General features: G+C 67.5%; 15 protein-coding genes and 1 riboswitch. Of the genes, 6 read left to right on the top strand and 9 right to left on the bottom strand.

Annotation, left to right across the window (positions count from 1 at the left end; all coding sequences use genetic code 11):
- Positions 1-486 precede the first annotated feature (486 nt).
- From AC5QAH_RS21020 to AC5QAH_RS21005, 4 genes are all read right to left on the bottom strand, one after another.
- Entirely contained in the window at positions 487-2,460 is a 1,974-nt protein-coding gene (locus AC5QAH_RS21020) for an AsmA family protein (RefSeq protein WP_329764213.1), read from the bottom strand.
- Positions 2,461-2,533: 73 nt separating this feature from the next.
- The gene (gene trhA, locus AC5QAH_RS21015; protein ID WP_005410682.1) at positions 2,534-3,172 is read right to left on the bottom strand and encodes a PAQR family membrane homeostasis protein TrhA; all 639 of its coding nucleotides are present in this window, start codon (positions 3,170-3,172) and stop codon (positions 2,534-2,536) included.
- A gap of 212 nt (positions 3,173-3,384) precedes the next feature.
- Complete coding sequence (locus AC5QAH_RS21010; protein WP_014038155.1) at positions 3,385-4,989, bottom strand: peptide chain release factor 3; 1,605 nt, start codon at positions 4,987-4,989, stop codon at positions 3,385-3,387.
- 66 nt (positions 4,990-5,055) lie between these two features.
- Positions 5,056-5,940, bottom strand: coding sequence for a M23 family metallopeptidase (locus AC5QAH_RS21005; RefSeq protein WP_043399143.1), 885 nt, complete (start codon positions 5,938-5,940; stop codon positions 5,056-5,058).
- Positions 5,941-6,089: 149 nt separating this feature from the next.
- Positions 6,090-6,208, top strand: a riboswitch (SAM riboswitch).
- A gap of 77 nt (positions 6,209-6,285) precedes the next feature.
- Between AC5QAH_RS21005 and metX the strand changes: the two genes are divergently transcribed.
- From metX to AC5QAH_RS20990, 3 genes are read left to right on the top strand one after another with little or no spacing between them, the layout of a single operon-like run.
- Positions 6,286-7,317, top strand: a complete 1,032-nt coding sequence (gene metX / locus AC5QAH_RS21000; protein WP_043399136.1) for a homoserine O-succinyltransferase MetX — start codon at positions 6,286-6,288, stop codon at positions 7,315-7,317.
- On the top strand, positions 7,314-8,549 hold the full coding sequence (locus AC5QAH_RS20995; RefSeq protein WP_010482748.1) for an O-succinylhomoserine (thiol)-lyase: 1,236 nt from the start codon (positions 7,314-7,316) through the stop codon (positions 8,547-8,549). Before metX ends, AC5QAH_RS20995 begins: the two co-directional genes overlap by 4 nt.
- Positions 8,546-9,613 (top strand): homoserine dehydrogenase family protein, encoded by a 1,068-nt coding sequence (locus AC5QAH_RS20990; protein WP_043399127.1) that lies wholly within the window; start codon positions 8,546-8,548, stop codon positions 9,611-9,613. Before AC5QAH_RS20995 ends, AC5QAH_RS20990 begins: the two co-directional genes overlap by 4 nt.
- A 58-nt stretch (positions 9,614-9,671) precedes the next feature.
- Here AC5QAH_RS20990 and AC5QAH_RS20985 read toward each other — a convergent pair whose 3' ends face one another.
- Complete coding sequence (locus AC5QAH_RS20985; protein ID WP_049455394.1) at positions 9,672-10,667, bottom strand: alpha/beta fold hydrolase; 996 nt, start codon at positions 10,665-10,667, stop codon at positions 9,672-9,674.
- Between the two features lie 71 nt (positions 10,668-10,738).
- Positions 10,739-12,121: an L-serine ammonia-lyase gene (locus AC5QAH_RS20980; protein ID WP_495232549.1), complete on the bottom strand. Its 1,383-nt coding sequence runs from the start codon at positions 12,119-12,121 to the stop codon at positions 10,739-10,741.
- A gap of 100 nt (positions 12,122-12,221) precedes the next feature.
- On the opposite strand from AC5QAH_RS20980, the gene AC5QAH_RS20975 reads away from it, so the two are divergent.
- Entirely contained in the window at positions 12,222-12,455 is a 234-nt protein-coding gene (locus AC5QAH_RS20975) for a glutaredoxin family protein (RefSeq protein WP_049455393.1), read from the top strand.
- A gap of 102 nt (positions 12,456-12,557) precedes the next feature.
- Here the strand turns inward: AC5QAH_RS20975 and AC5QAH_RS20970 are convergent, their stop codons facing one another.
- Genes AC5QAH_RS20970 through AC5QAH_RS20960 form a run of 3 tightly spaced genes read right to left on the bottom strand, consistent with a single transcriptional unit; the run spans position 12,558 to position 14,349 of the window.
- Complete coding sequence (locus AC5QAH_RS20970) at positions 12,558-13,130, bottom strand: YceI family protein (protein WP_019336389.1); 573 nt, start codon at positions 13,128-13,130, stop codon at positions 12,558-12,560.
- Positions 13,131-13,133: 3 nt separating this feature from the next.
- Positions 13,134-13,706, bottom strand: coding sequence for a cytochrome b (locus tag AC5QAH_RS20965; protein WP_010482755.1), 573 nt, complete (start codon positions 13,704-13,706; stop codon positions 13,134-13,136).
- Positions 13,707-13,716: 10 nt separating this feature from the next.
- A complete protein-coding gene (locus tag AC5QAH_RS20960) occupies positions 13,717-14,349 on the bottom strand; it encodes a YceI family protein (RefSeq protein ID WP_010482756.1) in 633 nt (210 codons plus the stop codon).
- A gap of 166 nt (positions 14,350-14,515) precedes the next feature.
- Between AC5QAH_RS20960 and AC5QAH_RS20955 the strand changes: the two genes are divergently transcribed.
- Both AC5QAH_RS20955 and AC5QAH_RS20950 read left to right on the top strand, forming a co-directional pair.
- A complete protein-coding gene (locus AC5QAH_RS20955; protein ID WP_049455392.1) occupies positions 14,516-18,061 on the top strand; it encodes an ATP-binding protein in 3,546 nt (1,181 codons plus the stop codon).
- Between the two features lie 96 nt (positions 18,062-18,157).
- Positions 18,158-21,685 (top strand): hybrid sensor histidine kinase/response regulator, encoded by a 3,528-nt coding sequence (locus AC5QAH_RS20950; protein WP_010482758.1) that lies wholly within the window; start codon positions 18,158-18,160, stop codon positions 21,683-21,685.
- Positions 21,686-21,938 lie beyond the last annotated feature (253 nt).

Raw genomic sequence — 21,938 nt, 5'->3', positions numbered from 1 at the left:
TCCAGCAACTGTTCGGGCGGATCAAGGGAGATTCCGGCGTGGGCGCCAAGCTACATGGCGATCGTCGAGATCCAGGCTCGTACGGCGGCCCACGCCGGCTCTCGACACCTACGCTGCCAGATTTCCATCAGATAAGGCTCGATGGCGCCATCCATGGCGCCAACGGTCCTGCCCAGCCGCACCCTCCGCCTCTGGACACATTTCTGCGAGCGCGGTGTTTACATGCGCGGTGCCTCGCCTTGGGTAGCTGCCAGCCTTGGTTGGCAACGGCTTTTGACTCTGCTTTTTTCTTTTGACTTTGAATTTCCGCTCTCGTTCCGCGCGCGCAGGAAACTGTCCGGAGCCGGAGCAAGGCGGCAGGCAGGATCGTGAGGCGCATGGATGCGCCGACCGAGCCTACAGGGACGTATTTACGGCGTGTCCTGCCTGTCGCCTTGCTCCGGCTCTACGCGCGGGAAAAGAGGCGCCGCGAACAACGCTGTAAACCTACTTCGCATACTGCCCCCCGCAGTCGGCATCCTTCCCCGGCCCCAGTTCGATCGTCGCCAGCAACGCCGCCGGCGGCGCGATGCTGCCCAGCGCCAGGGCCACGGCGCCACGAATACCCAGCGCCTTGAAGTCCGGGCGGAACGACGGATCCTTGAACGTGCCGCTGATATGCAGCGGAGAGCGCAGAACCAGGATGCTCTTGTCCTTCGGGCGCGGTTTCAGCAGCAGGTCCAGGGTCTCGTCGCGCAGGCTGACGGTGCCTTCGCCGATGAGGATCGTGTCGGTGGTATCCACCGCCAGTGCCTGGCTGGTCATCAGGCCGTCGCGCACGCCGAAGTCGGCGAAGGCGCAGCGCAGGGGGATCTGCTTGTCGCCGGTCACCAGGAATTTCAGCGATTCGGTAATGTCCAGCCCCGCCAGTTCCATTACCAGGTTACCGACATGGCCGCGGCCCATCGCCAGGCCGACCTTGCCATCGCTGCTGCCCAGCATCGCGGCGATCGAGTTGCCACGGCCGCTCAGGTCCACTTCGCCGCCGATGCCGCCCTTGGCCTGCTCGGCCAGCTTCGCGTCCGGGAGCAGCTGGCCCAGCTGCACGCCGCGCACGCTGGCCTTCAGCGCGGTGCGGATCTGCGGCTGACGTGCATCCATGCGGATCGTGCTGCGGATATCGCCGCCGGCCACGCCGAAGTTCAGCGGGTCCAGCCGTAGCACGCCGTCATCCAGCAGCAGGTGCGCATCCATGTCGTCCAGCGGCAACGAAGGGGCGTTGATGCGGTGGGCCTTCCAGCGCACGTCGGCATCCATCGCGCGCAGCTTGCCGAGGTTGTAGGGCGTGTCGGGCAGCACGCGTGCACGGGCAGCAACGCGTGCGGCCTCGGCCTTCTGTTCTGCGTTGGCGGTTTCGCCGCCGCCGGTTCTTGGCGGGGCACCGACGAAGCCGGCCAGGTCATCGAAGTCCAGGCGCTTGGATTCCAGCGTCGCGGTCAGTCGTGGACGGTCGCGTCCCACCTCGAACTGCAGGTTGCCACCCAGGTCGCTGTCGCCGACCTTGCCGGTGAAGCCGTCGTAACGCCAGACGTTGTGGTCGCGCTTCAGGCGGCCGTCCAGCGCATAGGGCGGTGAGGGCGGGATGGCGATGCCGAGCAGCGGGTAGAGATCGGCCAGATCCTGGCCACTGAGCGCGAACTGCAGGTCGAACACGCGCAGCTGGAAGGGGTTGGTGAGCGTGCCGCGGGCCACTGCGTGGGTGGCACCGGCGCGGCCGTCGAGGTGGATGCGGAACGGGTGGTCGCTGTCGGTCAGTTCCAGCGGTGATTCGGTACCGCCCTGCAGGGTGAACGGATTGCCCTGCCAGTGGCCCTTGCCCTGCACCAGCAGCGGCGGCGAGGCATCGGCCTGTTTCGGTTGGCCGCTGCGCACGCCCACGCGGATGTCGGTGCGGCCCAGTGCGTCGAGGAACTGCAGCCGGCCGTCGTCGATGCGCAGGCGCTTGAGTTGCGGGCTTGTCCCGCCTCTGCTGTCACCCAGGAAATCCCAGTTGCCCGGCTCGCCCTTGCGCGGGGCGGTTTCCAGCAGCACGTCCGGTCGGGTCAGGCGCACTTCCGGCAGCTGCACGCTGCCGCGCAGCAGGGGCCACACCCGCACGTCGATCTCGACGCGGTCGGCGGTGGCCATGTTCGGCTGCTTCGCCCAGCCGGCATTGGCGAAGGTGATGGCATCGGCACGGATGGTGCTGGTGCGGCCGAGTTCGACATCCAAGTGGCCGATGTGCAGTGCACGACCGGTGCGTGCCTGCACCGCGCGCTCGACCGGACCCTTGAACCAGTTCCAGTCCCACAGCGCGATCACCACCAGGATCACTGCCAGCAGGAAGACCAGAACCGTGAGCGAGCGCCGGCCGCGCGGGCCAGGTCTGCGGAGGCGCCAGCGGGGCGTGCGCGGTGCGGCAGGGGAGGCGGCAGCATTCACGCTGCCATGGTTGCCCCTTCATCGTGGACGGGGCGCGAAGCGTCCATGTGCGCGGTGTGCACAACCCGCGCCGTTACAGCACCTGCATGGTGACCGCGACGAAGTGGCAGACGCTGCCGCCGATCACGAACAGGTGCCAGATCGCGTGCGAATAGGGGATCGATTCGCGGTGATAGAAATAGGTGCCCAGCGTGTATGACAGGCCGCCGGCGAACAGCCAGGTGAGGGTGCCGCCGTCGATCGAGGCCCACATCGGCTTGATCGCCACGACCACCAGCCAGCCCATGGCGATGTAGATCACCGTTGAAAGCACCTTGAAGCGGCCGGTGTAGAACAGCTTGAACACCACACCACCCAGCGCCAGTGCCCAGATCGCGGTGAACAGGCCCCAGCCCCACGGGCCGCGCAGGCCGATCAGGGTGAACGGGGTATAGGTACCCGCGATCAGTACATAGATCGCGCAGTGGTCGAACACCTTCAACCGGCCCTTGGCGACCGGATGCTGGATGGCGTGATACAGCGTGGAGGCGGTGTACAGCAGCAACAGCGCGATACCGAACACGATCGCGCTGGCCAGCTGCCAGCCGTCGCCGTAGATCGCGGCCAGGGTAATCAACACCGCGCTGGCTGCCAGGGCGAATACCGCGCCCAGGCCATGGGTCAGGGCGCTGGCGATTTCTTCACGGATCGAAGCAATGGACGTCGTCGACATGGGCATGGGCATCGTTCACGGGGAGGGGGACCCGCGTCCCCCTATCATCGCCGCGATGGCCGCCGTGTGCACGCCCGTCACCGTATGGTGGGTGAATCCCTGCGTTGCGCTGACGAGCCCGTGCTCGGTAGATCCACGCCATGCGTGGATGAACGCCCGGCACTGCAGGAGTCAGAGCCCTTTCCTGCGGAAAGGGATCCGACCCCGTGGCATCAGCCCACCGAAACGGTATGCGCCGCTTCGCGGGTGGCCGAGAAGCGCACATCCGGCGAACGTTCCTGTGCCAGCTGCAGGTTGACCCGGGTCGGTGCCAGATAGACCAGATGGCCGGCCGCATCCAGTGCCAGGTTCAGTGCGTTCTTCTCGCGGAACTCTTCCAGCTTCTTTTCGTTGCTGCAGTGGACCCAACGCGCAGTGGTCACGCTGACCGGCTCGAAGGTGGCTTCCACGCCGTACTCGTCCTTCAGGCGGTACGCAGCCACGTCGAACTGCAGCACACCGACCGCACCCAGGATCAGGTCGTTGCTGGTCAGCGGGCGGAAGAACTGGGTCGCACCTTCCTCGGACAGCTGGGCCAGGCCCTTCTGCAGCTGCTTGAGCTTGAGCGGATCACGCAGGCGTGCGCGACGGAACAGCTCCGGGGCGAAGTTCGGAATACCGGTGAAGGTGACCGCTTCGCCTTCGGTGAAGGTATCGCCGATGGAAATGGTGCCGTGGTTGTGGATGCCGATCACATCGCCCGGCCACGCTTCGGCGGCGATTTCACGATCGCTGGCCATGAAGGTCAGGGCGTTGGCCAGCTTCATTTCCTTGCCGGTGCGCACGTGGAAGGTCTTCATGCCGGCGCTGAAACGGCCCGAGCAGACGCGCATGAACGCCACGCGGTCACGGTGCTGCGGGTCCATGTTGGCCTGGATCTTGAACACGAAGCCGGTCAGCTTGTTCTCTTCCGGGGCAATCTCGCGGCCGGTGGTGGAGCGTGCCTGCGGCGACGGCGCATGCTCGACGAAGAAGTCCAGCAGCGGCTGCACGCCGAAGTTGTTCACGCCCGAGCCGAAGAACACCGGGGTCTGCTTGCCGGCGCGATAAGCGTCCAGGTCGAACGGGTGGCTGGCGCCCTGCACCAGTTCCAGTTCGTCGCGCAGGTCGGCCAGCATCTGTGCACCGATCTTCTCGGCCAGGCCGGGGGCATCGATGGACGGGAAGATGGTCGAGTCCTGGCGGGTGAAGTTGCGGCCCGGTTCGTACAGGTGCACTTCGCCGGTGAGCAGATGCACCACGCCCTTCAGGCGCTGGCCCATGCCGATCGGCCAGGTGACCGGGGCGCACTGGATGCCCAGCACGGTTTCCACTTCATCCAGCAGCTCGATCGGGTCCTTGCCCTCGCGGTCGAGCTTGTTGATGAAGGTCATGATCGGCGTATCGCGCAGGCGGCACACTTCCATCAGCTTGATGGTGCGTTCTTCCACGCCCTTGGCCACGTCGATCACCATCAGCGCCGAGTCCACCGCGGTCAGCACGCGGTAGGTGTCCTCGCCGAAGTCGGCGTGGCCGGGGGTGTCGAGCAGGTTGACGATCTTGCCTTCATACGGGAACTGCATCACCGAGGAGGTGACGGAGATGCCGCGCTCCTTTTCCAGCGCCATCCAGTCGGAGGTGGCATGGCGGGCAGCCTTGCGGCCCTTCACCGAACCGGCCATCTGGATCGCGCCTCCGAACAGCAGCAGCTTTTCGGTCAGCGTGGTCTTGCCGGCGTCAGGGTGGGAAATGATGGCGAACGTGCGGCGACGCGACGCTTCGTTGGCGACTTCGGACATGGCAGTGGCGCCCGCCCGGGGCGCTTTTCAAAGAGATAAGCGCCCGATTATACCGGCCGGGGCCGGTCAGCGCCCGATCCCGCCGTCGGCCTCGCCGTGGCGGGCGAACTGCAGCTGGCCCTGCTCGGCGAAGATGCGTGCCGGCACCGAGCGCAGGCCCATGCCGCGGTTGACCTGTACCACGAAGTGCAGGTGTGGGGCGCTGCTGTAGCCACTGTTGCCGGACAGGCCGATCGGCTGCCCGGCCCCCACCGCCTGGCCGCGACGCACGCGCATGCCGCCGGCCTGCAGGTGGCCGTACAGGGCCATGCTGCCGTCGCTGTGCAGCACGCGGATGAAGTTGGCGCGGCCACCATCGCGTTCGCGGTCCTGGCCGTTGCCACGGAAGCCATCCTGGATCTGCATCACCGTGCCCTCGCGTGCGGCCAGCACCAACGTGCCTTCAGGCAGCGCGAAGTCGACCGCATCGCGGTTTTCCTCGTCGTCGTGGCTGAACCGGCCCTGCGGCGCCTGGTCCACGCGTGGACGGGCCGCATCGAACGGCAGGCGATAGGCCACATCCTCGGCCTGTGCGGCCGGATTGCCCGGTACCGACTGCAGGCGCAGGTCCAGCGTGCGGCCGTCGAGCGGGGCAGGCAGGTGGCCGACCACCAGGCTGCTGTCGCCCTGGATCAGCGATTGCACCGGCAGCCCTTCGACCGGGTGTCCGGGTGCAGCGCGCAGCTCGATCTGCAGCGGTCCGGCCAGGGTGTTGTCGATGCGGGCCTGCCATTGCGTGCCGACCGGTTGCAGGCGCAGCTGGGCCATCGGTGCGGCAGCCTCGGCATCGCCTGCGCGGGCGGCAGAAGCGGGAGGAGGCACCAGTCCCCAGCCCTGGCGCCAGTCGCCGGCGCTGGCCGTCGCACTCGCCAGCAGGGGCAGCAGCAGCCAGGTCAGGGGCAGGCGTGGCATCGGGGGGTTCCAGCGGCAGGGACCGCCGGGACTGTACCGGATCCTGAACGGGACAACCGCGACGCCCCTCGCATACCCGGGACGAAAATATTCATCGCTTTATCCGCATGAAGGGATTGACAGTGCGCGGAAGGGCTGGCATCGTGGCCTCACCATCGAGACCGGCAGAGGGACAGGCCCTTTGAAGCCGGGGCAGCCCGCAGGCGCGCAAGTGTCCGCGTAGGTGCCAAATCCTGCGGGGACCGTGGCGTCCACCGAAAGATGGTTCGAACCATGCACCACACGTGCATCTCGAACGCGGGCCCCGCGAAGGCTCGATGGCCGATTCCCCAACCGGATCCCGCCATGAGCTTCGCCGCCAGTACCGCCGTTCGCCCCGAACCCTTTGTCCCCGTCAGCGTGCCGGTCGAAGACCGTGTGCATGCCGAGCGCGGTGAGTTCGCCGCGGTGCTGTCGATGCGTCATGCCGGCCCCAGCCCGGTGCGCCTGCGCTACGAGTGGGTCGGCCCGGCCAACGCGCCGGTGGTGGTACTGGCCGGCGGCATCTCCGCGCATCGCCATGTGGCCTCCAACGCACAGTTCAGCGAGAAGGGCTGGGCCGAAGAGTTGGTCGGCAGTGGTCGCACGCTGGATCCGCAGCAGCTGCGCGTGCTGGCGTTCGACTTCATCGGCGCCGACGGTGCGTTGGACGTGCCAATCGATACCGCCGACCAGGCCGATGCGCTGGCCCTGCTGCTGGACCATCTCGGTATCCGCACGCTGAAGGCCTTCGTCGGCTATTCGTATGGCGCGCTGGTCGGCCAGCAGTTCGCGATCCGTCATCGTGCCCGCGTGCGCCAGCTGGTGCTGGCCAGCGGTGCGCATCGCCCGCACCCGTATGCCGCCGCCTGGCGCGCGTTGCAGCGCCGCGCCGTCGCGCTGGGCCAGCTGCAGTGCGGCGAAGATCATGGCCTGGCGCTGGCCCGGCAGTTCGCCATGCTCAGCTACCGCACCCCGGAAGAATTCGGCGAGCGCTTCGATGCCGCGCCGGAAGTGATCAACGGCCGCGTGCGCGTGGCCGCCGAAGACTATCTCGACGCCGCCGGCGCGCAGTACGTCGCGCGCACACCGGTGACCGCCTACCTGCGCCTGTCCGAATCGATCGACCTGCACCGCGTCGACCCCGCCGCGATCCTGCCGCCGACCGTGGTGGTGGCCGTGGAGGGCGACCGCCTGGTGCCGCTGGCCGACCTCGTCGGCCTGGTCGAAGGTCTGGGCCCGCGCGGCAGCCTGCGCGTGCTGCGCTCGCCCTACGGCCACGACGCCTTCCTCAAAGAAACCGATCGCATCGACGCGATCCTCGCCACTGCCTTCCGCACCTCTGGAGAGTCCGCATGAGCCTGCACGCCAACGAGCCGTCCTGTAGTCGCACCACCGCCGCCGTCCGTGCCGGCATCGATCGCGATACCGCCCATGGCGCGGTCACCCCGCCGATCGTGCTGTCGTCGAACTTCAGCTTTGAAGGCTTCGGCAACAAGCGCCAGTACGACTACACGCGCAGTGGCAACCCCACCCGCGACCTGCTGGGTGAGGCGCTGGCCGAACTGGAAGGCGGTGCCGGCGGCGTGATCACCGCCACCGGCATGGGGGCGATCAACCTGGTGCTGAATGCACTGCTGCAGCCGGGAGATACCCTGGTGGTGCCGCACGATGCGTACGGTGGCAGCTGGCGCCTGTTCAATGCGCTGGCGAAGAAGGGCCACTTCGAACTGGTCACCGCCGACCTGACCGATCCGCGTGCACTGGCACAGGCGCTGGCCACCCAGCCGAAGCTGGTGCTGGTGGAAACCCCGTCCAACCCGCTGCTGCGCATCACCGACCTGCGCTTCGTCATCGATGCCGCGCACAAGGCCGGTGCACTCGTGGTGGTCGACAACACCTTCCTGTCGCCGGCGCTGCAGCAACCGCTGGCCTTCGGCGCCGATCTGGTGCTGCATTCCACCACCAAGTACATCAATGGCCACAGCGATGTGGTGGGTGGTGCGGTGGTCGCGCGCGATCAGGCACTGCACGAGCAGCTGGTGTGGTGGGGCAACGCGCTGGGCCTGACCGGTTCGCCGTTCGATGCCTTCCTGACCCTGCGCGGCCTGCGCACGCTGGATGCGCGCCTGCGCGTGCACCAGGAGAACACCGCGTCGATCGTTGCCCTGCTGGACCAGCATCCGGCAGTCGGTAGGGTCTACTACCCGGGCCTGGCCGATCACCCCGGGCATGCCATCGCCGCACGCCAGCAAAGCGGCTTTGGCGCGATGTTGTCGTTCGAACTGGCCGACTGCGAAGGCGATGATCCGCATGCCGCAGTGCGTGCCTTCGTCGATGGCCTGCGCTGTTTCACCCTGGCCGAATCGCTGGGCGGCGTCGAAAGCCTGATCGCGCATCCGGCCACCATGACCCATGCGGCGATGACCGCCGAAGCGCGCGCCGCCGCGGGCATCAGCGAAGGGCTGCTGCGCCTGTCGGTCGGCATCGAGGCCGAGCGTGACCTGCTGGCAGATCTGGGCGCCGCGCTGCAGCGCGCCGAAGCGGTGATTGATGCGGCCGCGCGTCGCAAACAGGTGGTGGATGCATGAGCGCGCTCGCCGCGGACATTCCTGCGCTGGGCGTGGGACGCCTGGCGCTGCTGGGCACTGGCACGGTCGGCTCGGCCTTCGTGCAGCGTTACCAGGCATTGCGGGCGCGTGGGCTGGAACTGCCCAGCGTGCAGTGGCTGGCCAATTCACGCACTGCGCTGGAGATCGATCGTGACCTGGTGTTGCCGCTGGAGCTGGCACGGCGTGCACCGCGCGATGGCCAGAGTTCGCCGCCGTGGGCCAGCGCCGAAGGACTGGAACGTGGCGACGTGGTGGTCGATGCCACCGCCAGCGAAGACGTGGCCGCACGCCACGTGCAGTGGCTGGCACGCGGCGTGCACGTGGTGACCGCCAACAAGCTGGGCCGTGGTGCGCAGCTCGCACGCGCGCAGGCGATTGCCGAAAGCTGCGCCGACAGTGGTGCGCGCTATGGCGACAGCGCCACCGTCGGCGCGGGCCTGCCGCTGCTGAGCAGCCTGCGCGCGCTGGTGGCCGGTGGCGATCACATCCATGCCATCGAGGGTGTGCTGTCCGGTTCGCTGGCGTGGCTGTTCCATCGTTACGACGGCCAGTCGCCGTTCTCGGCGGCGGTGCGCGACGCGTTGGCGGCCGGCTATACCGAGCCCGATCCGCGCCTGGACCTGTCCGGCGAAGACGTGCGGCGCAAGCTGCTGATCCTGGCCCGCAGCAGCGGGCTGGCGCTGGATGCTTCGCAGGTGCAGGTGGATTCACTGGTGCCTGAAACGCTGGCAGCGTTGCCGCTGGAGGATGCACTGGCGGCACTGGAGCAGCTGGATGCGCCGTTGCAGGTGCGTTGGCAGCAGGCGCGCGACAACGGCCACGTGCTGCGTTTCGTTGGCCGTGTCGATGGCGCGGGTGCGCAGGTGGGCCTGCGCGAGCTGCCGGCCGATCACCCGTTGGCGCAGGGCGCGGGCACCGACAACCGCGTAGCCATCCACAGTGACCGTTATCAGCGCCAGCCGTTGTTGATCCAGGGCCCGGGCGCTGGCGCGGAAGTCACCGCCGCCGCGCTGCTGGATGATGTGTTGCGGATCGTGGGTTGATCGCACCGCTTCTGTAGAGCCGAGCCCACGCACGGCTCTACAGGGGCACGCCTGCCGGTCAGCGAGACTTCAACGCCTTCAACAGTGCGCTGTTGAACTGCTTCGGGTCCTGTACCTGCGGCGAATGCCCCAGTTCGGCGAACTCGACCAGGTTCGAGCCGGAAATCGCTGAGGCCGCGGCCTTGCCGAGCACCGGGTAATTGCCCAGCGTCGCCTTTACTGCAGGTGGTGCCAGGTCACGGCCGATCGCGGTGCGGTCCTTCTGGCCGATGAACAACGTGGTCGGCACCTGCAGGTTCTTCAGTTCGTAGACCACCGGCTGGTTGAACACCATGTCCGAGGCCAGCGCCTGGCTCCATGCAACGGCCTGCTTGCCCGGGCCTTCGTACATGCCCGACTGCATCCGCGCCCACGGTTCATACGCCGGTTTCCATTTGCCGTCGTAGTACACCTCCAGCTGGTAGCGGCGGATGCTGTCATAGCTGATGTTCAATTCGCCGGCGTACCACGCGTCCACGCTGCGCCACGGCACGCCCAACGCCTTCCAGTCTTCCAGACCGATCGGGTTGACCAGCGACAGGCTGCGCAGGTCCTGCGGGAACATCAGCGCGTAGCGCACCGCCAGCATGCCGCCCATCGAATGACCGACCAGGTGCACCGGTACATCACCCAGTTGCAGCTGATGCAGCAGGGCATGGGTGTTGGCGGCCAGCTGCGCGAACGAATACTGGTAACGTTCGGGCTTGCTGGATTTGCAGAAGCCGACCTGGTCCGGGGCGATCACCCGGTAGCCGGCGGCAACCAGTGGCTTGATCGATTCCTTCCAGGTGGCGGCGCAGAAGTTCTTGCCGTGCAGCAGCACCACCACACCGATGGGCGCCTTCTTCGGCGCGATGTCCAGGTAGGCCATTTCCAGCGGCTGCCGCTGCGATTCCAGTGCGAAGGTCTTCACCGGATAGCCGTAGTCGAAGCCTTCCAGGCGTGGCCCATAGGTCGGCGCAGCCAGGGCAGGCAGCGGCAGGCAGGCAAGCAGGGCGGCAGCGATCACGCGCATGGGGCAGTCCGGGGGCAAGGGAGCCCCGAGCCTAACCGGAACGCGGTGACGGTGCCGTCCGGCGTTACGACTCAGCACTCGATGACGTTCACCGCCAGCCCACCGCGGCTGGTTTCCTTGTACTTGTCCTGCATGTCGCGGCCGGTATCGCGCATGGTCTTGATCACCTTGTCCAGCGACACCTTGTGCTTGCCGTCGCCACGCATCGCCATGCGCGAGGCATTGATTGCCTTCACCGCGCCCATCGCGTTGCGTTCGATGCAGGGGATCTGCACCAGGCCGCCGATCGGGTCACAGGTCAGGCCGAGGTTGTGTTCCATGCCGATTTCCGCGGCATTCTCGATCTGGCTGGGGTTGCCACCCAGCGCCGCGACCAGGCCACCGGCCGCCATCGAGCAGGCCACGCCCACTTCGCCCTGGCAACCCACTTCGGCGCCGGAAATCGAGGCGTTTTCCTTGTAGAGGATGCCGATCGCCGCCGAGGTCAGCAGGAAGTCGAACACGCGCTGCTCGTTGGCGCCGGGGCAGAAGCGGTCGAAGTAGTGCAATACCGCCGGCAGCACACCCGCGGCACCGTTGGTCGGCGCGGTCACCACGCGGCCTCCAGCCGCGTTTTCCTCGTTCACCGCCAGTGCGTACAGGTTGACCCAGTCCAGCGTGGTCAGCGGATCGCGCATCGCCGCTTCCGGCTTCGACGACAGCTCGCGGTACAGCGCCGGTGCACGACGGCCCACCTTCAGGCCACCCGGCAGCACGCCTTCCTCACGGATGCCGCGCGTCACGCACGACTGCATCGCACTCCAGATCTCGCGCAGCTGCGCGCGGATCTCGTCCTCGCTGCGCCAGCACTTCTCGTTCTCGAACATCAGCTGGGCAATGCTCAGGCCGCTGCGCGCGGTCTGCGCCAGCAGCTCGTCGCCGCTCTTGAACGGGTAGGGCAGCGGGGTCTCGTCGGGCACGATGCGGTCATCGGCCGCGTCGTCCTGGTTGACCACGAAGCCACCGCCGACGGAGTAGTAATCGCGGGTGGCGATCACTTCGTCCTCGGCGTTGTACGCGGTGAAACGCATGCCGTTGGTGTGGTACGGCAGCTTCTGGCGCTTGTTCATGCCGAGATCGCGCTTTTCGTCGAAGGCGATCTCGTGCTGGCTCATCAGCTGGATGCGCTTGCTGCTGCGGATGCGCTCCAGGGTGGCCGGAATGATGTCCGGGTCGATCAGGTTTGGCCGCTGCCCTTCCAGGCCCAGCAGGATCGCCTTGTCGGTGCCGTGGCCGCGGCCGGTCAGCGCCAGCGAGCCGTAGACATCGGCGCGGATGCGCGCGACTTCGTGCAGGTGGCCCGGATCGAGCAGCCAGCGGTGGATGAATCGCTCGGCGGCCTTCATTGGCCCGACGGTGTGCGAGGAGCTCGGGCCAATGCCGATCTTGAAAACGTCGAACGTGCTGACAGCCATGGTTGCCGTACTGCGGGTACCGGAAGAGACAGCTATTCTAGCGGTTCATGCCGCACTTCCATGGCTGCGGCGCAGCATTTCCGCCAAGGGGTCCCATCCGGTGTTGACTCTGTTCCAGCGTGACGACTGCCACCTGTGCGACATGGCCCTGGCCGAGCTGGCCAAGGCCAGGGTGCCGGAGTTCGAATCGGTGTTCCTGGATGACCAGCCGGCGCTGGAATCGCGCTATGGCGCGCGGGTGCCGGTGCTGCGCGACGAGCGCGGTGACCGTGAGCTGGACTGGCCGTTCGACGCGGCCACGGTTCAGGCCTGGCTGGCTGAAAGCTCACTGTAGAGCCGAGCCATGCTCGGCTGACGCGCGCAGCGCGACCTGGACGGCAGCCGAGCATGGCTCGGCTCTACAGGATGCGGCCGGAGCCGTGCCCCGGCCCATCGCTCATTTCGCGTCGAACTTCACGATCGTGCTGATCGCGGTTTCGTCCGGGATGGTCTTGGTGTCGGCCCAGTCACCGCTGCCGACGCCGAAGTCCAGGCGCTTGACGGTGGCCTTGCCGGTCAGCACCGGCTGGGTGCCCGGCTTCCAGGTGAAGGTCAGCGTGACTGGCTTGCTGACCCCGCGCAGTTCCAGGGTGCCGTCGGCGGCGAACTGGTCGTTGCCCACCGCTCGGAAGCCCTTGGCGGTGTAGCGCGCGGTGGCGAACTTGCCGACGTTGAAGAAGTCGGCGGTCTGCAGGGTCGAGTCGCGGTCGCTGTTGCCGCTCTTGGCGCCGGCCAGCGGGATCACCACGTCCAGCGAACCGGCGGCCGGGTTGGCCGGGTCGAAGCTGAGCTTGGTGGCAAAGCCCGGGAAGCTGCCGGTGAACACTTCGCCGTCGTACTTGGTCGCGAACACCAGGATCGAACCGGCACCGGGGGCCTGCGCGTAGTCGGCGGCGAGCACCGGGGCGGTGGCCAGCATGCCGGCCAGGGCGGCGGCCACGGCGGCCGGAGTGGTCAGTTTCAGGTTCATCGGTCAGTCCTTCTGAGGGGAGGTGAGCCAGCCACGCGGCAACATGCGGGACAAGGTCGCATCGCGCTGGAACAGGTGGTGGTAGAAGGCAGCGCCGGCATGGGCCAGCACCACCGCGATCAACAGCCAGAAGCCGTATTCGTGGATGGCATGGGATACCGCAACGACCTGCGGGTCCGGGCCACTCAGCTTGGGCACGTCAACCAGGCCGAACCAGCGGAACGGGCGCAGGCCGCTGGCCGAGTCGTACAGCCAGCCCGATAGCGGGATGGCAAACATCAGCACATACAGCAGCACATGGGTGGCACTGGCGATGCGTTCCTGCCAGCTGGGCACGCCCGGCACCGGCTTGGGGGCACCGGCATACAGGCGCCAGCCGAGGCGGAAGAGTACGAGCGCCAGCACGGTGATGCCGATCGACTTGTGCGCGGTATAGACCCAGAAATACTTGGGGGTCTTGGGCAGTTCGCCCATGGTCAGGCCGACCACGCCGAGGGCGAGGATCAGCAATGCGATCAACCAATGCAGGATCTGGCTGACACTCCCCCAGGCGGCGGGGGTGTTCTTGGCGGTCATGAAGGGTCCTCTAGGGGGCCGTCTTGGGGTCGGAGTGTGGAACGGGAGCGGGAGTTCCCGGGGCGTCGCTGCGGTCGAGGGTGGCTTCAGCCTCGATCCTCAGCTGTACTGCATCACCGATGACGCCCGGCCAGGCGGTGATGCCGAACGCGCGCCGGCTCAGCGTGGTGCTGGCGGAAAAACCGGCGGTGCGTCGGAACGGGGGCAGGGGATAGCGCTTGATGGCGTTGAGGGTCACGTCCAGCGTGATCTCCTGGCTGACCCCGCGCAGGGTCAGGGTGCCGATCACGTGGGCGCGCCTGGCATCGATCGGTTCGACCCGGCTGGAGACGAAATGTGCCTTCGGGAAACGCTCGCCATCCAGAAGACTGCGGGCCAGCGTGGCCTGGTTCCACTTGGCATCACCCAGGTCCAGTCGCGACACGGGGACCTCGACATCCAGTGTGGCCTCGCGCCAGTTGTCGGGATCGAACTGCAGGCGGCCCTCACTGCCGGAGACCGTGCCCATCGCCTGCGAGTAACCCGCGTGGTCGATGGTGAACAGCACACGCGTATGCACCGGATCGAGGCGATAGGTATCTGCATCCGCCCAGGCGGGGGCGGTGGCGAGCAGCATCGGCAGCAGGGCCAGGCAGGGACGCATCGATGGCGGGCTCCGGAAAGGGGGACGTTGCGATCATACGCACAGCCCCCTGCCAACGTTGCGTGCATGGCTGCAACAGTTCGTGGTGGGTCCACCGGTGGAAACAGGCTGTTGCAGCCATGAAGCCGGCCCTGTGTGACAATCGGGACAGGACAGGGGGTTCAGGATGACGAGCGGTTGGCGCCGGTGGTGCCGAGGCATCGCGGGAATGGGGCTGCTGCTGATGGCGTTCGCCACGGCGGCCACGGCCCTGGACATGGCGGAAACACCGCGCCTGCGCCGTTTCGGTGCCGCCGAAGGCATGCCCTCGCGCATGGTGCTGGCGTTGGCCGAGGACCGCCAGGGCCATATCTGGGCTGCCACCGATGGTGGCCTGGTGCGCTATGACGGCGGCAGCCTGCGGGTCTGGGAACATGATCCGGAGCAGCCGGGATCGCTGCCCGGCAACGAGATCGAGACCCTGCTGGTCGATCCCCTGGATCGCGTCTGGGTCGGCATCAATGGCAAGGGCGTGGCCCGGCTGGATGCTGACCGCGAGCACTTCAAGACCTTCGATGCGGTCAACGGCCCCTGCATGAGCCAGTTCTGGACGTTGGCCTACGCCGAGGATGCACTGTGGATCGGCACCAGTGGCCATGGCGTCTGCCGTTTCGGTGAAGACGGCAGCCTGCGCTTCTTCGAGCATGATCCGGCCCGTCCTGGCGGGTTGCCCAGCAATACCATCTACAGCAGCCTGGTCGATGCGCAGGGGCGCCTGTGGATCGGCACCGAGGCGGGCATTGCGCGCTGGAACGGCACTGGATTCGAGGCTGTCGCGCCGCGCGAACTGGGGGCGCTGAGTGTGTTGCGCCTGAGCCGCGACCCCGATGGCTCGATCTGGGCCGGCAGCCAGAACGACGGCCTCTACCGTATCGACGCGCAGGACCGGGTCAGTCGTCCGCGCTGGACCGACAGTGCACGCCTGCGTTCGGCACTGGTGCTGGCCGATCGCCAGGGGGGTTACTGGGCGGGCACCTCCGATGGCCTGTTGCGCGGAGATGCCAGCATGCTGCGGCGGCTGGACGGCGACCGTGGCAGTGGTTTCCTCACTGCCCAGAGCGGTGTGCTTGATCTGATGCAGGACCATGAGGGCGGATTGTGGGTGGCGCTGCTGACCCAGGGCCTGGCCTACCTGCCGCCGGACTGGCGCCGGTTTTCGATCTGGAACCAGCTTGACGGCAAGCCGCTGGACAGCCAGTACCTGTTGAGTGCAGCCAGTGATGGCCGGAATTACTACGTCGGCTCAGCGCATGGCGTGTACCAGCTGGACGCGCAGGGAGTGCTGAAGTTGTTGGCCAGCGATCGCGAGATCGGCCGCGGGGCGGTGTGGTCGGTGCTGCCGCGGCCGGACGGGCGCCTGTGGCTGGGGCGTGCCGGCCGCATCAGCGTGTACGACCCGGCCACCCGCGCGCTGCACGATTGGCATATCGATGGAGGGGCCGACCTGCGCCAGCGCATCGATCTGATGCGGCAGGCCCCCGATGGCACGGTCTGGCTGTCGGTGATGAACCTGGGCCTGCAGCAGCGCAGCGCCGATGGCCGCGTGCTGCGTAGTTTCCCGCTGGAGGATCTCCGCAAGACGGCCGATTCACCGGTTGAGCAGATCCGCTTTGATGCCCAGGGCAAGGCCTGGGTGATGGGCGACATGGGGATCTGGCGTGAACAGGCCGGGCGTTTCGAAGCGGTGCCGGGCGTTTCGCGTGGGCTGATCTACGATCTGGTGTGGGTGGATCCACAGCAGCTGTGGCTGGCCCGCCAGGGCGCGCTCGAGCGCTACCAGTGGGATGGCATGAGCCTGCGCCTGATCCAGCGCATCGATGGCAGTGCGGGCGTGCCGTCGGTGAGCATGGGGGGACTGGCGTTGGCCGAAGATGGCCGCCTGTGGGCGACCACGCCACGTGGCCTGCTGCGGTGGGACCCGAAGGCGCGCCGCCTGCAGCAGTTCAACGAACGCGATGGCCTGCCCGATGCCGAGTTCACCAGCCGGCCGCCAGCGGTGAATGCCGATGGTCGCGTGCTTGCGGTGGCCCAGACCGGCCTGGTGGTGTTCGATGTGAATGCTGCCGACGCCGTGTTACCGCCGTCGTCGCTGGTGATCGCCGAGGTCCGCGTGCGGCGCGATGATGCCCGTGGCTGGCAACCACTGCCGACCACCGGCACGCTGTTGCTGGGGCCGGATGATCGTGATCTGCAGATCGATGCACGACTGCTTTCCTATGCCAATCCGCAGGGCAATCGTTACCGCTTCCGGGTGCAGGGTTACGACCAGAACTGGGTGGAGCAGGGCGGTGACGGCCAGCGCACGTTGTCGCGGCTGCCGACCGGCAGCTACGTCATTGAAGTCCAGGCAGCCACGGCCAGTGGCGCGTGGACGCCTTCGCAGCAGTTGCAGGTGAAGGTGCTGCCACCCTGGTGGCGCAGCGGCATGGCGATCTTCGGCTACCTCCTGATCGGCTCGCTGCTGCTGCTTATCCTGGTGTGGTCGATCCGTGCGCGCCTGCGCCGCCGCCAGCAATGGCAGTTGACCGTGCACAAGCAGCAGCTGGCAGAGCAGGCCTCACAGGCCAAGAGCCGGTTCCTGGCCACGCTGGGCCATGAGGTACGCACGCCGATGACCGGTGTGCTCGGCATGAGCGAACTGCTGCTGGCCACCCCGCTGGATGCGGTGCAGCGCAGCTATGCAGGCTCGATCCAGCAGGCTGGCAGCCACCTGCTGCGGCTGGTCAACGACGCGCTGGATCTGGCCCGCATCGAGGCCGGCCGGCTGGAGCTGGACCTGCGCCCGTTCGATCTGGCCGGCCTGCTCGACCAGGTGCAGGCGTTGATGCAGCCGATGGCGAAGCAGCGCAACCTGGAGTTCCAGCGTGGGAGCGATCCGCCGGGGCCGGTCAGCGTCAGCGGCGACGAGATGCGCGTGCGGCAGATCCTGCTGAATCTTCTGGGCAACGCAATCAAGTTCACCGAGCGTGGGCACGTCGGCCTGGCCGTGCGACTGGAGGAGAATGGTGGCGGCCTCTGCTTCGAAGTGCATGACACCGGCCCGGGCATCAACGCCGAGCAGCAGGACCGCCTGTTCCATCGCTTTGAACAGGCGGACGGCCCGCGCACCGCGTCGCGCTATGGCGGCAGCGGGCTGGGCCTGGCGATCTGCCAGGAGCTGGCCGTGGCCATGAACGGACGCATCGAAGTGGACAGCCAGCCGGGCAAGGGCGCGCGTTTCCGGGTGTGGCTGCCACTGCCCTGGATCCGGCAGGCCACCAATGCGCCGGGCGAATCGCCGGTGCTGCCGATGCTGCCGCCACTGCGCATCCTGCTGGTGGAGGATGACGCGACCGTGGCGGAGGTCATCGCCGGCCTGCTGCGTGGCCGTGGGCACGATGTGGTGCACGTGCTGCATGGCCTGGGCGCGCTTTCGGAGATCGCCACCGATGGCTTTGACGTGGGCCTGCTGGATCTCGATCTGCCGGCGCTGGACGGCACCGCCATCGCCCGCCAGCTGCGCACCATGGGCTATGAACTACCCCTGGTGGCGGTCACCGCACGCTCCGATGCCTACGCTGAGACCCAGGTCCTGGCGGCCGGGTTCGATGGCTTCCTGCGCAAGCCGGTGACCGGTGACATGCTGGTGACTGCCATTGCCCAGGCGCGCGCAAAACGGCAGACCACCCTTTGAATGCGGCAGTGCCGGGCGTGAACGGCGCGACTTTCGGTTTACCATGCCGACGCCCGTAGTGCGGGAATCATCAGAAGCAGCGTGAGGAGGCAATCGGTGGTGTATCTGCGGGCGGCGATGCTGCTGCTGGTCCTCCTGTGCTGCCTGTCGCCCGCTGCGGCGCAGCCGGTGCCACCGAGCCCGCGCCAGGTGACGGTGTTCGACGGCTTGCCGTCCAATACCGTGAACCGCATGGCCGAGGACCGTTACGGTTACCTGTGGATCGCCACCAACGACGGCCTGGCCCGCTACGACGGGCGCAACTACCGGATCTGGCGTTCGGAAGACGGCCTGCGCGACAACCGCATCTGGACGGTGCTGGTCGATGCCCGCAACCAGCTCTGGATCGGCACCGAGAACGCCGGTCTTGTACGGATGTCGGCCGATCGCCGCCAGCTGCATTTCTACGACCGCAGCAGCCAGCCGTTGATGGGCACCAACACGGTCTGGAGCCTGGCCACCACGCCGGATGGTTCGGTCTGGTTCGGCACCCACGAAGGTGGTCTGTACCGCCTGGACAACCAGGACCGGCTGCAGCGCTTCCTGCCCGAAGCGAACAACCCACGCAGCCTGCCGGCCGCATCGGTGCCGTACCTGGCAACCCTGGCCGATGGCAGCCTGTGGATCGGCACCAAGCATGGCGTCGCGCGCTGGACCGGCACGGACTTTGAACGGGTCGGTGCCGGCATCGTTCCCAGCCAGTTGATCAATGGCCTGACGGCCGAGCCCGATGGCAGCCTCTGGATCAGCACGATGGCCGGTGCCGTCGTGCGTCGCCCCGACGGTCGTTTCGAGGCGCCGTCCTGGAAGCTGCCCGAAGGCGAACAGGTGCTGGGCATGATGCTGCGCGACGAGCAGGGCGGGCACTGGCTGGACACCCGCACCGGCCTTGGCCGGGCGGTCGATGGCCAGTACCAGGCCGTGCCCCTGTACAGCGCCGTGGCGCGTGGTCCGGTGCGCCCGAACTGGACCGGCGCCTACGAGGATCGCGAGGGTGGTATCTGGCTGGCCAGCACCAACGCCGGCCTCTGGCACCTGCTGCCGCGTTGGTGGCAGTTCTCGGTGCTGTCGCGGCTGGAGGACGACCCCCGCTCGCTGCGCAACGCTTTCGTGCTGGGTACCAGCCCGTCCAGCAACGGCGGCATCTGGACGGTCGGCAGCCACGGCGCGCTGGACCGCTTCGATCCGAAGACCGGCAGCATCGAACAGCATCGCACCTGGGTCAACGGCATGCACTGGCTGACCTCGGTGCGCGAGGATCGCCGCGGCCAGGTCTGGATCGGTTCCAACGACGCACTGCTGCGCTATGACCCGAAGCGGCGTGATCTGCGCCGCTGGGGCCGGGATGCCGGCGCCGACGCGACCATGGAAGGGGTCATCGAATCGATGATGACCTGTGATGGTGACAGTCTCTGGCTGATGCTGTCGGCGGGTCTTCAGCAGCGCGATCTGGATGGGCGCCTGCGGCGCCAGCTGGACAATGGCCAGCGCGGATTGCAGCAGGGCCAGCTCAATCTCGACGTGGAATGCGGGCCTCAGGACCATATCTGGCTGGCCAGCAGCCGTGGCCTGCTGCAGTGGCTGCCGGAAAGCGAGCGTTTCCAGCCGGTGCCGGGTGCACCGGCGACCGCGATCCATGCTCTGCACGTGGGAAGCGATGGCCAGGTCTGGCTGTCCGAGGATGGCCGCCTGTCGCGCTACCGCTGGAGCCAGGGCCGGCTGGAGCGGCAGGCCGTGATTGGTGCCGAGCAGGGCTACCCGGCGATCTCCGCCTCGGGACTGGTGGTCGATGCCCAGGGGGTAGCGTGGGCAACCAGTGCGCGTGGCCTGGTGCGCATCGGTGCCGATGGCCAGAGCGTGCGCCTGTATGGCGTGCACGACGGCCTGCCGAGCCAGGAATTCCGTGAGCACACGCTGGTGATGTCGGGAGACGGCCATCTGGTGGCGGGTACGCCGGCCGGTGTGGTGGTGTTCGACCCGGAGCAGGTGCGGCCCTCGATGCGGCGTGCGCCGCTGGTGATCGAGCGGGTGGAGGTGCGCCGCAACGAGCAGGTGCTGGACCTCACCCACGACACGCCGTTGCAGATCGCCGATGGCGACCGCGATCTGCGCATCGTCGCGCGCCTGCTGTCATTCGCCGATTCGGCGTCCAATACCTATCGTTACCGGTTGGCCGGCTACGACCCGGACTGGGTGGAAGTGGGACCGGCCGGTGAGCGCCTGTTCTCGCGGCTGGCACCGGGCAGCTATCGGCTGGAAGTGCAGGCGCGGTCGGCCGACCATGTCTGGTCACGGGTGCAGAGCCTGGAATTCCGCGTGCAGCCACCGTGGTGGCGCAGCTTGTCCGGCCTGCTGGTGCTGGCCTCGTTCGCGCTGCTGCTGACCAGCTGGTTCGCTTGGCTATACCGTCGTCGCCTGCAGCGCCGCCACGCCTATCAGCTGGCGCTGCACAAGCAGGAGCTGGCCGAACAGGCATCGGCCGCCAAGACCCGCTTCCTGGCCAACCTTGGCCATGAGATCCGCACGCCGATGACCGGTGTGCTGGGCATGAGCGAGCTGCTGCTGTCCTCGCCTCTGGATCCGCAGCAGCGCGGCTATACGCAATCGATCCGCCATGCCGGCGAGCACCTGCTGCACCTGGTCAACGATGCGCTGGACCTTGCGCGGATCGAATCGGGTCGTCTGGAATTGCAGCACAAGCCGTTCGCACTGAGCAGCCTGCTGCAGGACCTGGCCGCGCTGATGGGGCCGTTGGCGGCGCAGAAGGGCCTGCGTTTCACCCTCGACAACCAGCTGCCCCCCGGCCTGCAGGCCACCGGCGATGCAATGCGGGTCCGTCAGATTCTGCTGAATCTGCTCTCGAATGCGGTCAAGTTCACCAGCCGCGGCACCATCACCCTGCACGCGCGCGGCGACGCCGAGCTGCGATCGCTGCATTTCGAGGTGCGCGACACCGGCCCCGGCATCAGCCAGGAGCAGCAGCAACGCCTGTTCCGCCGCTTCGAGCAGGCCGATGGTGCACGTACCGCCGCCCAGTACGGCGGCAGTGGCCTGGGCCTGGCGATCTGCCGCGAACTGGCGCATGCGATGCAAGGGCGCATCCAGGTGGAGAGCCAACTCGGTCGCGGCACCTGCTTCGGCGTGACGTTGCCGTTGCCGATGGTGGTCGATGCCAATGCCGAAGCAGATGGTGAAACGCACCGCGAGGACGCGGCGAACATGCCGCCATTGCGGGTACTGCTGGTGGAGGACGATGCGACCGTGGCCGACGTGGTGCGCGGGTTGCTGAGTGCGCGCGGGCACGAGGTCGTGCATGCGGGGCATGCGCTGGCGGCACTGCGCGAGATCAGCGCCGGTGATTTCGACGTCGGCCTGCTGGATCTTGACCTGCCGGGCCTGAGTGGCTTCGAGCTGGCCCAGCACCTGCGCAACCAGGGCTACATGCTGCCGCTGCTTGCCGTGACCGCGCGGACCGATCCGGACCTGCAGCAGCAGGTGGAAGCGGCCGGCATCGGCGGTTTCCTGCGCAAGCCGGTGACCGGTGAGCTGCTGGTGGAAGCGATCGCCAGGGTCATGGGGCGGTAGGGGGTTCGGCAGGGCCTGCGGCCCTGCACCTGCGGCAAGTCGGAGCAACAGCAACCGCCGAAGCAAAAGCTGGCTTCCTGTGGGATGGCGGGGTGGGTCCGGTTACGGGGGACGCTGCAAGTCCCCCTCCGGGGCCCGGCCCAGCCGCTGGCGGCTGTGCGTTCGGGCGCTTGCGAAGCAGTGCTTCGCAAGCAAAGCGCCCTCACCCATGTAAGCTCGGTCGCCGCATCCATGCGGCTCACGCCCCCGCAAC

The organism is Stenotrophomonas sp. YJH_SMC_43, assembly GCF_059372535.1.
The sequence above is the reverse complement of the archived record's forward strand: the minus strand, read 5'-3'. Positions and strand labels throughout refer to the sequence as shown.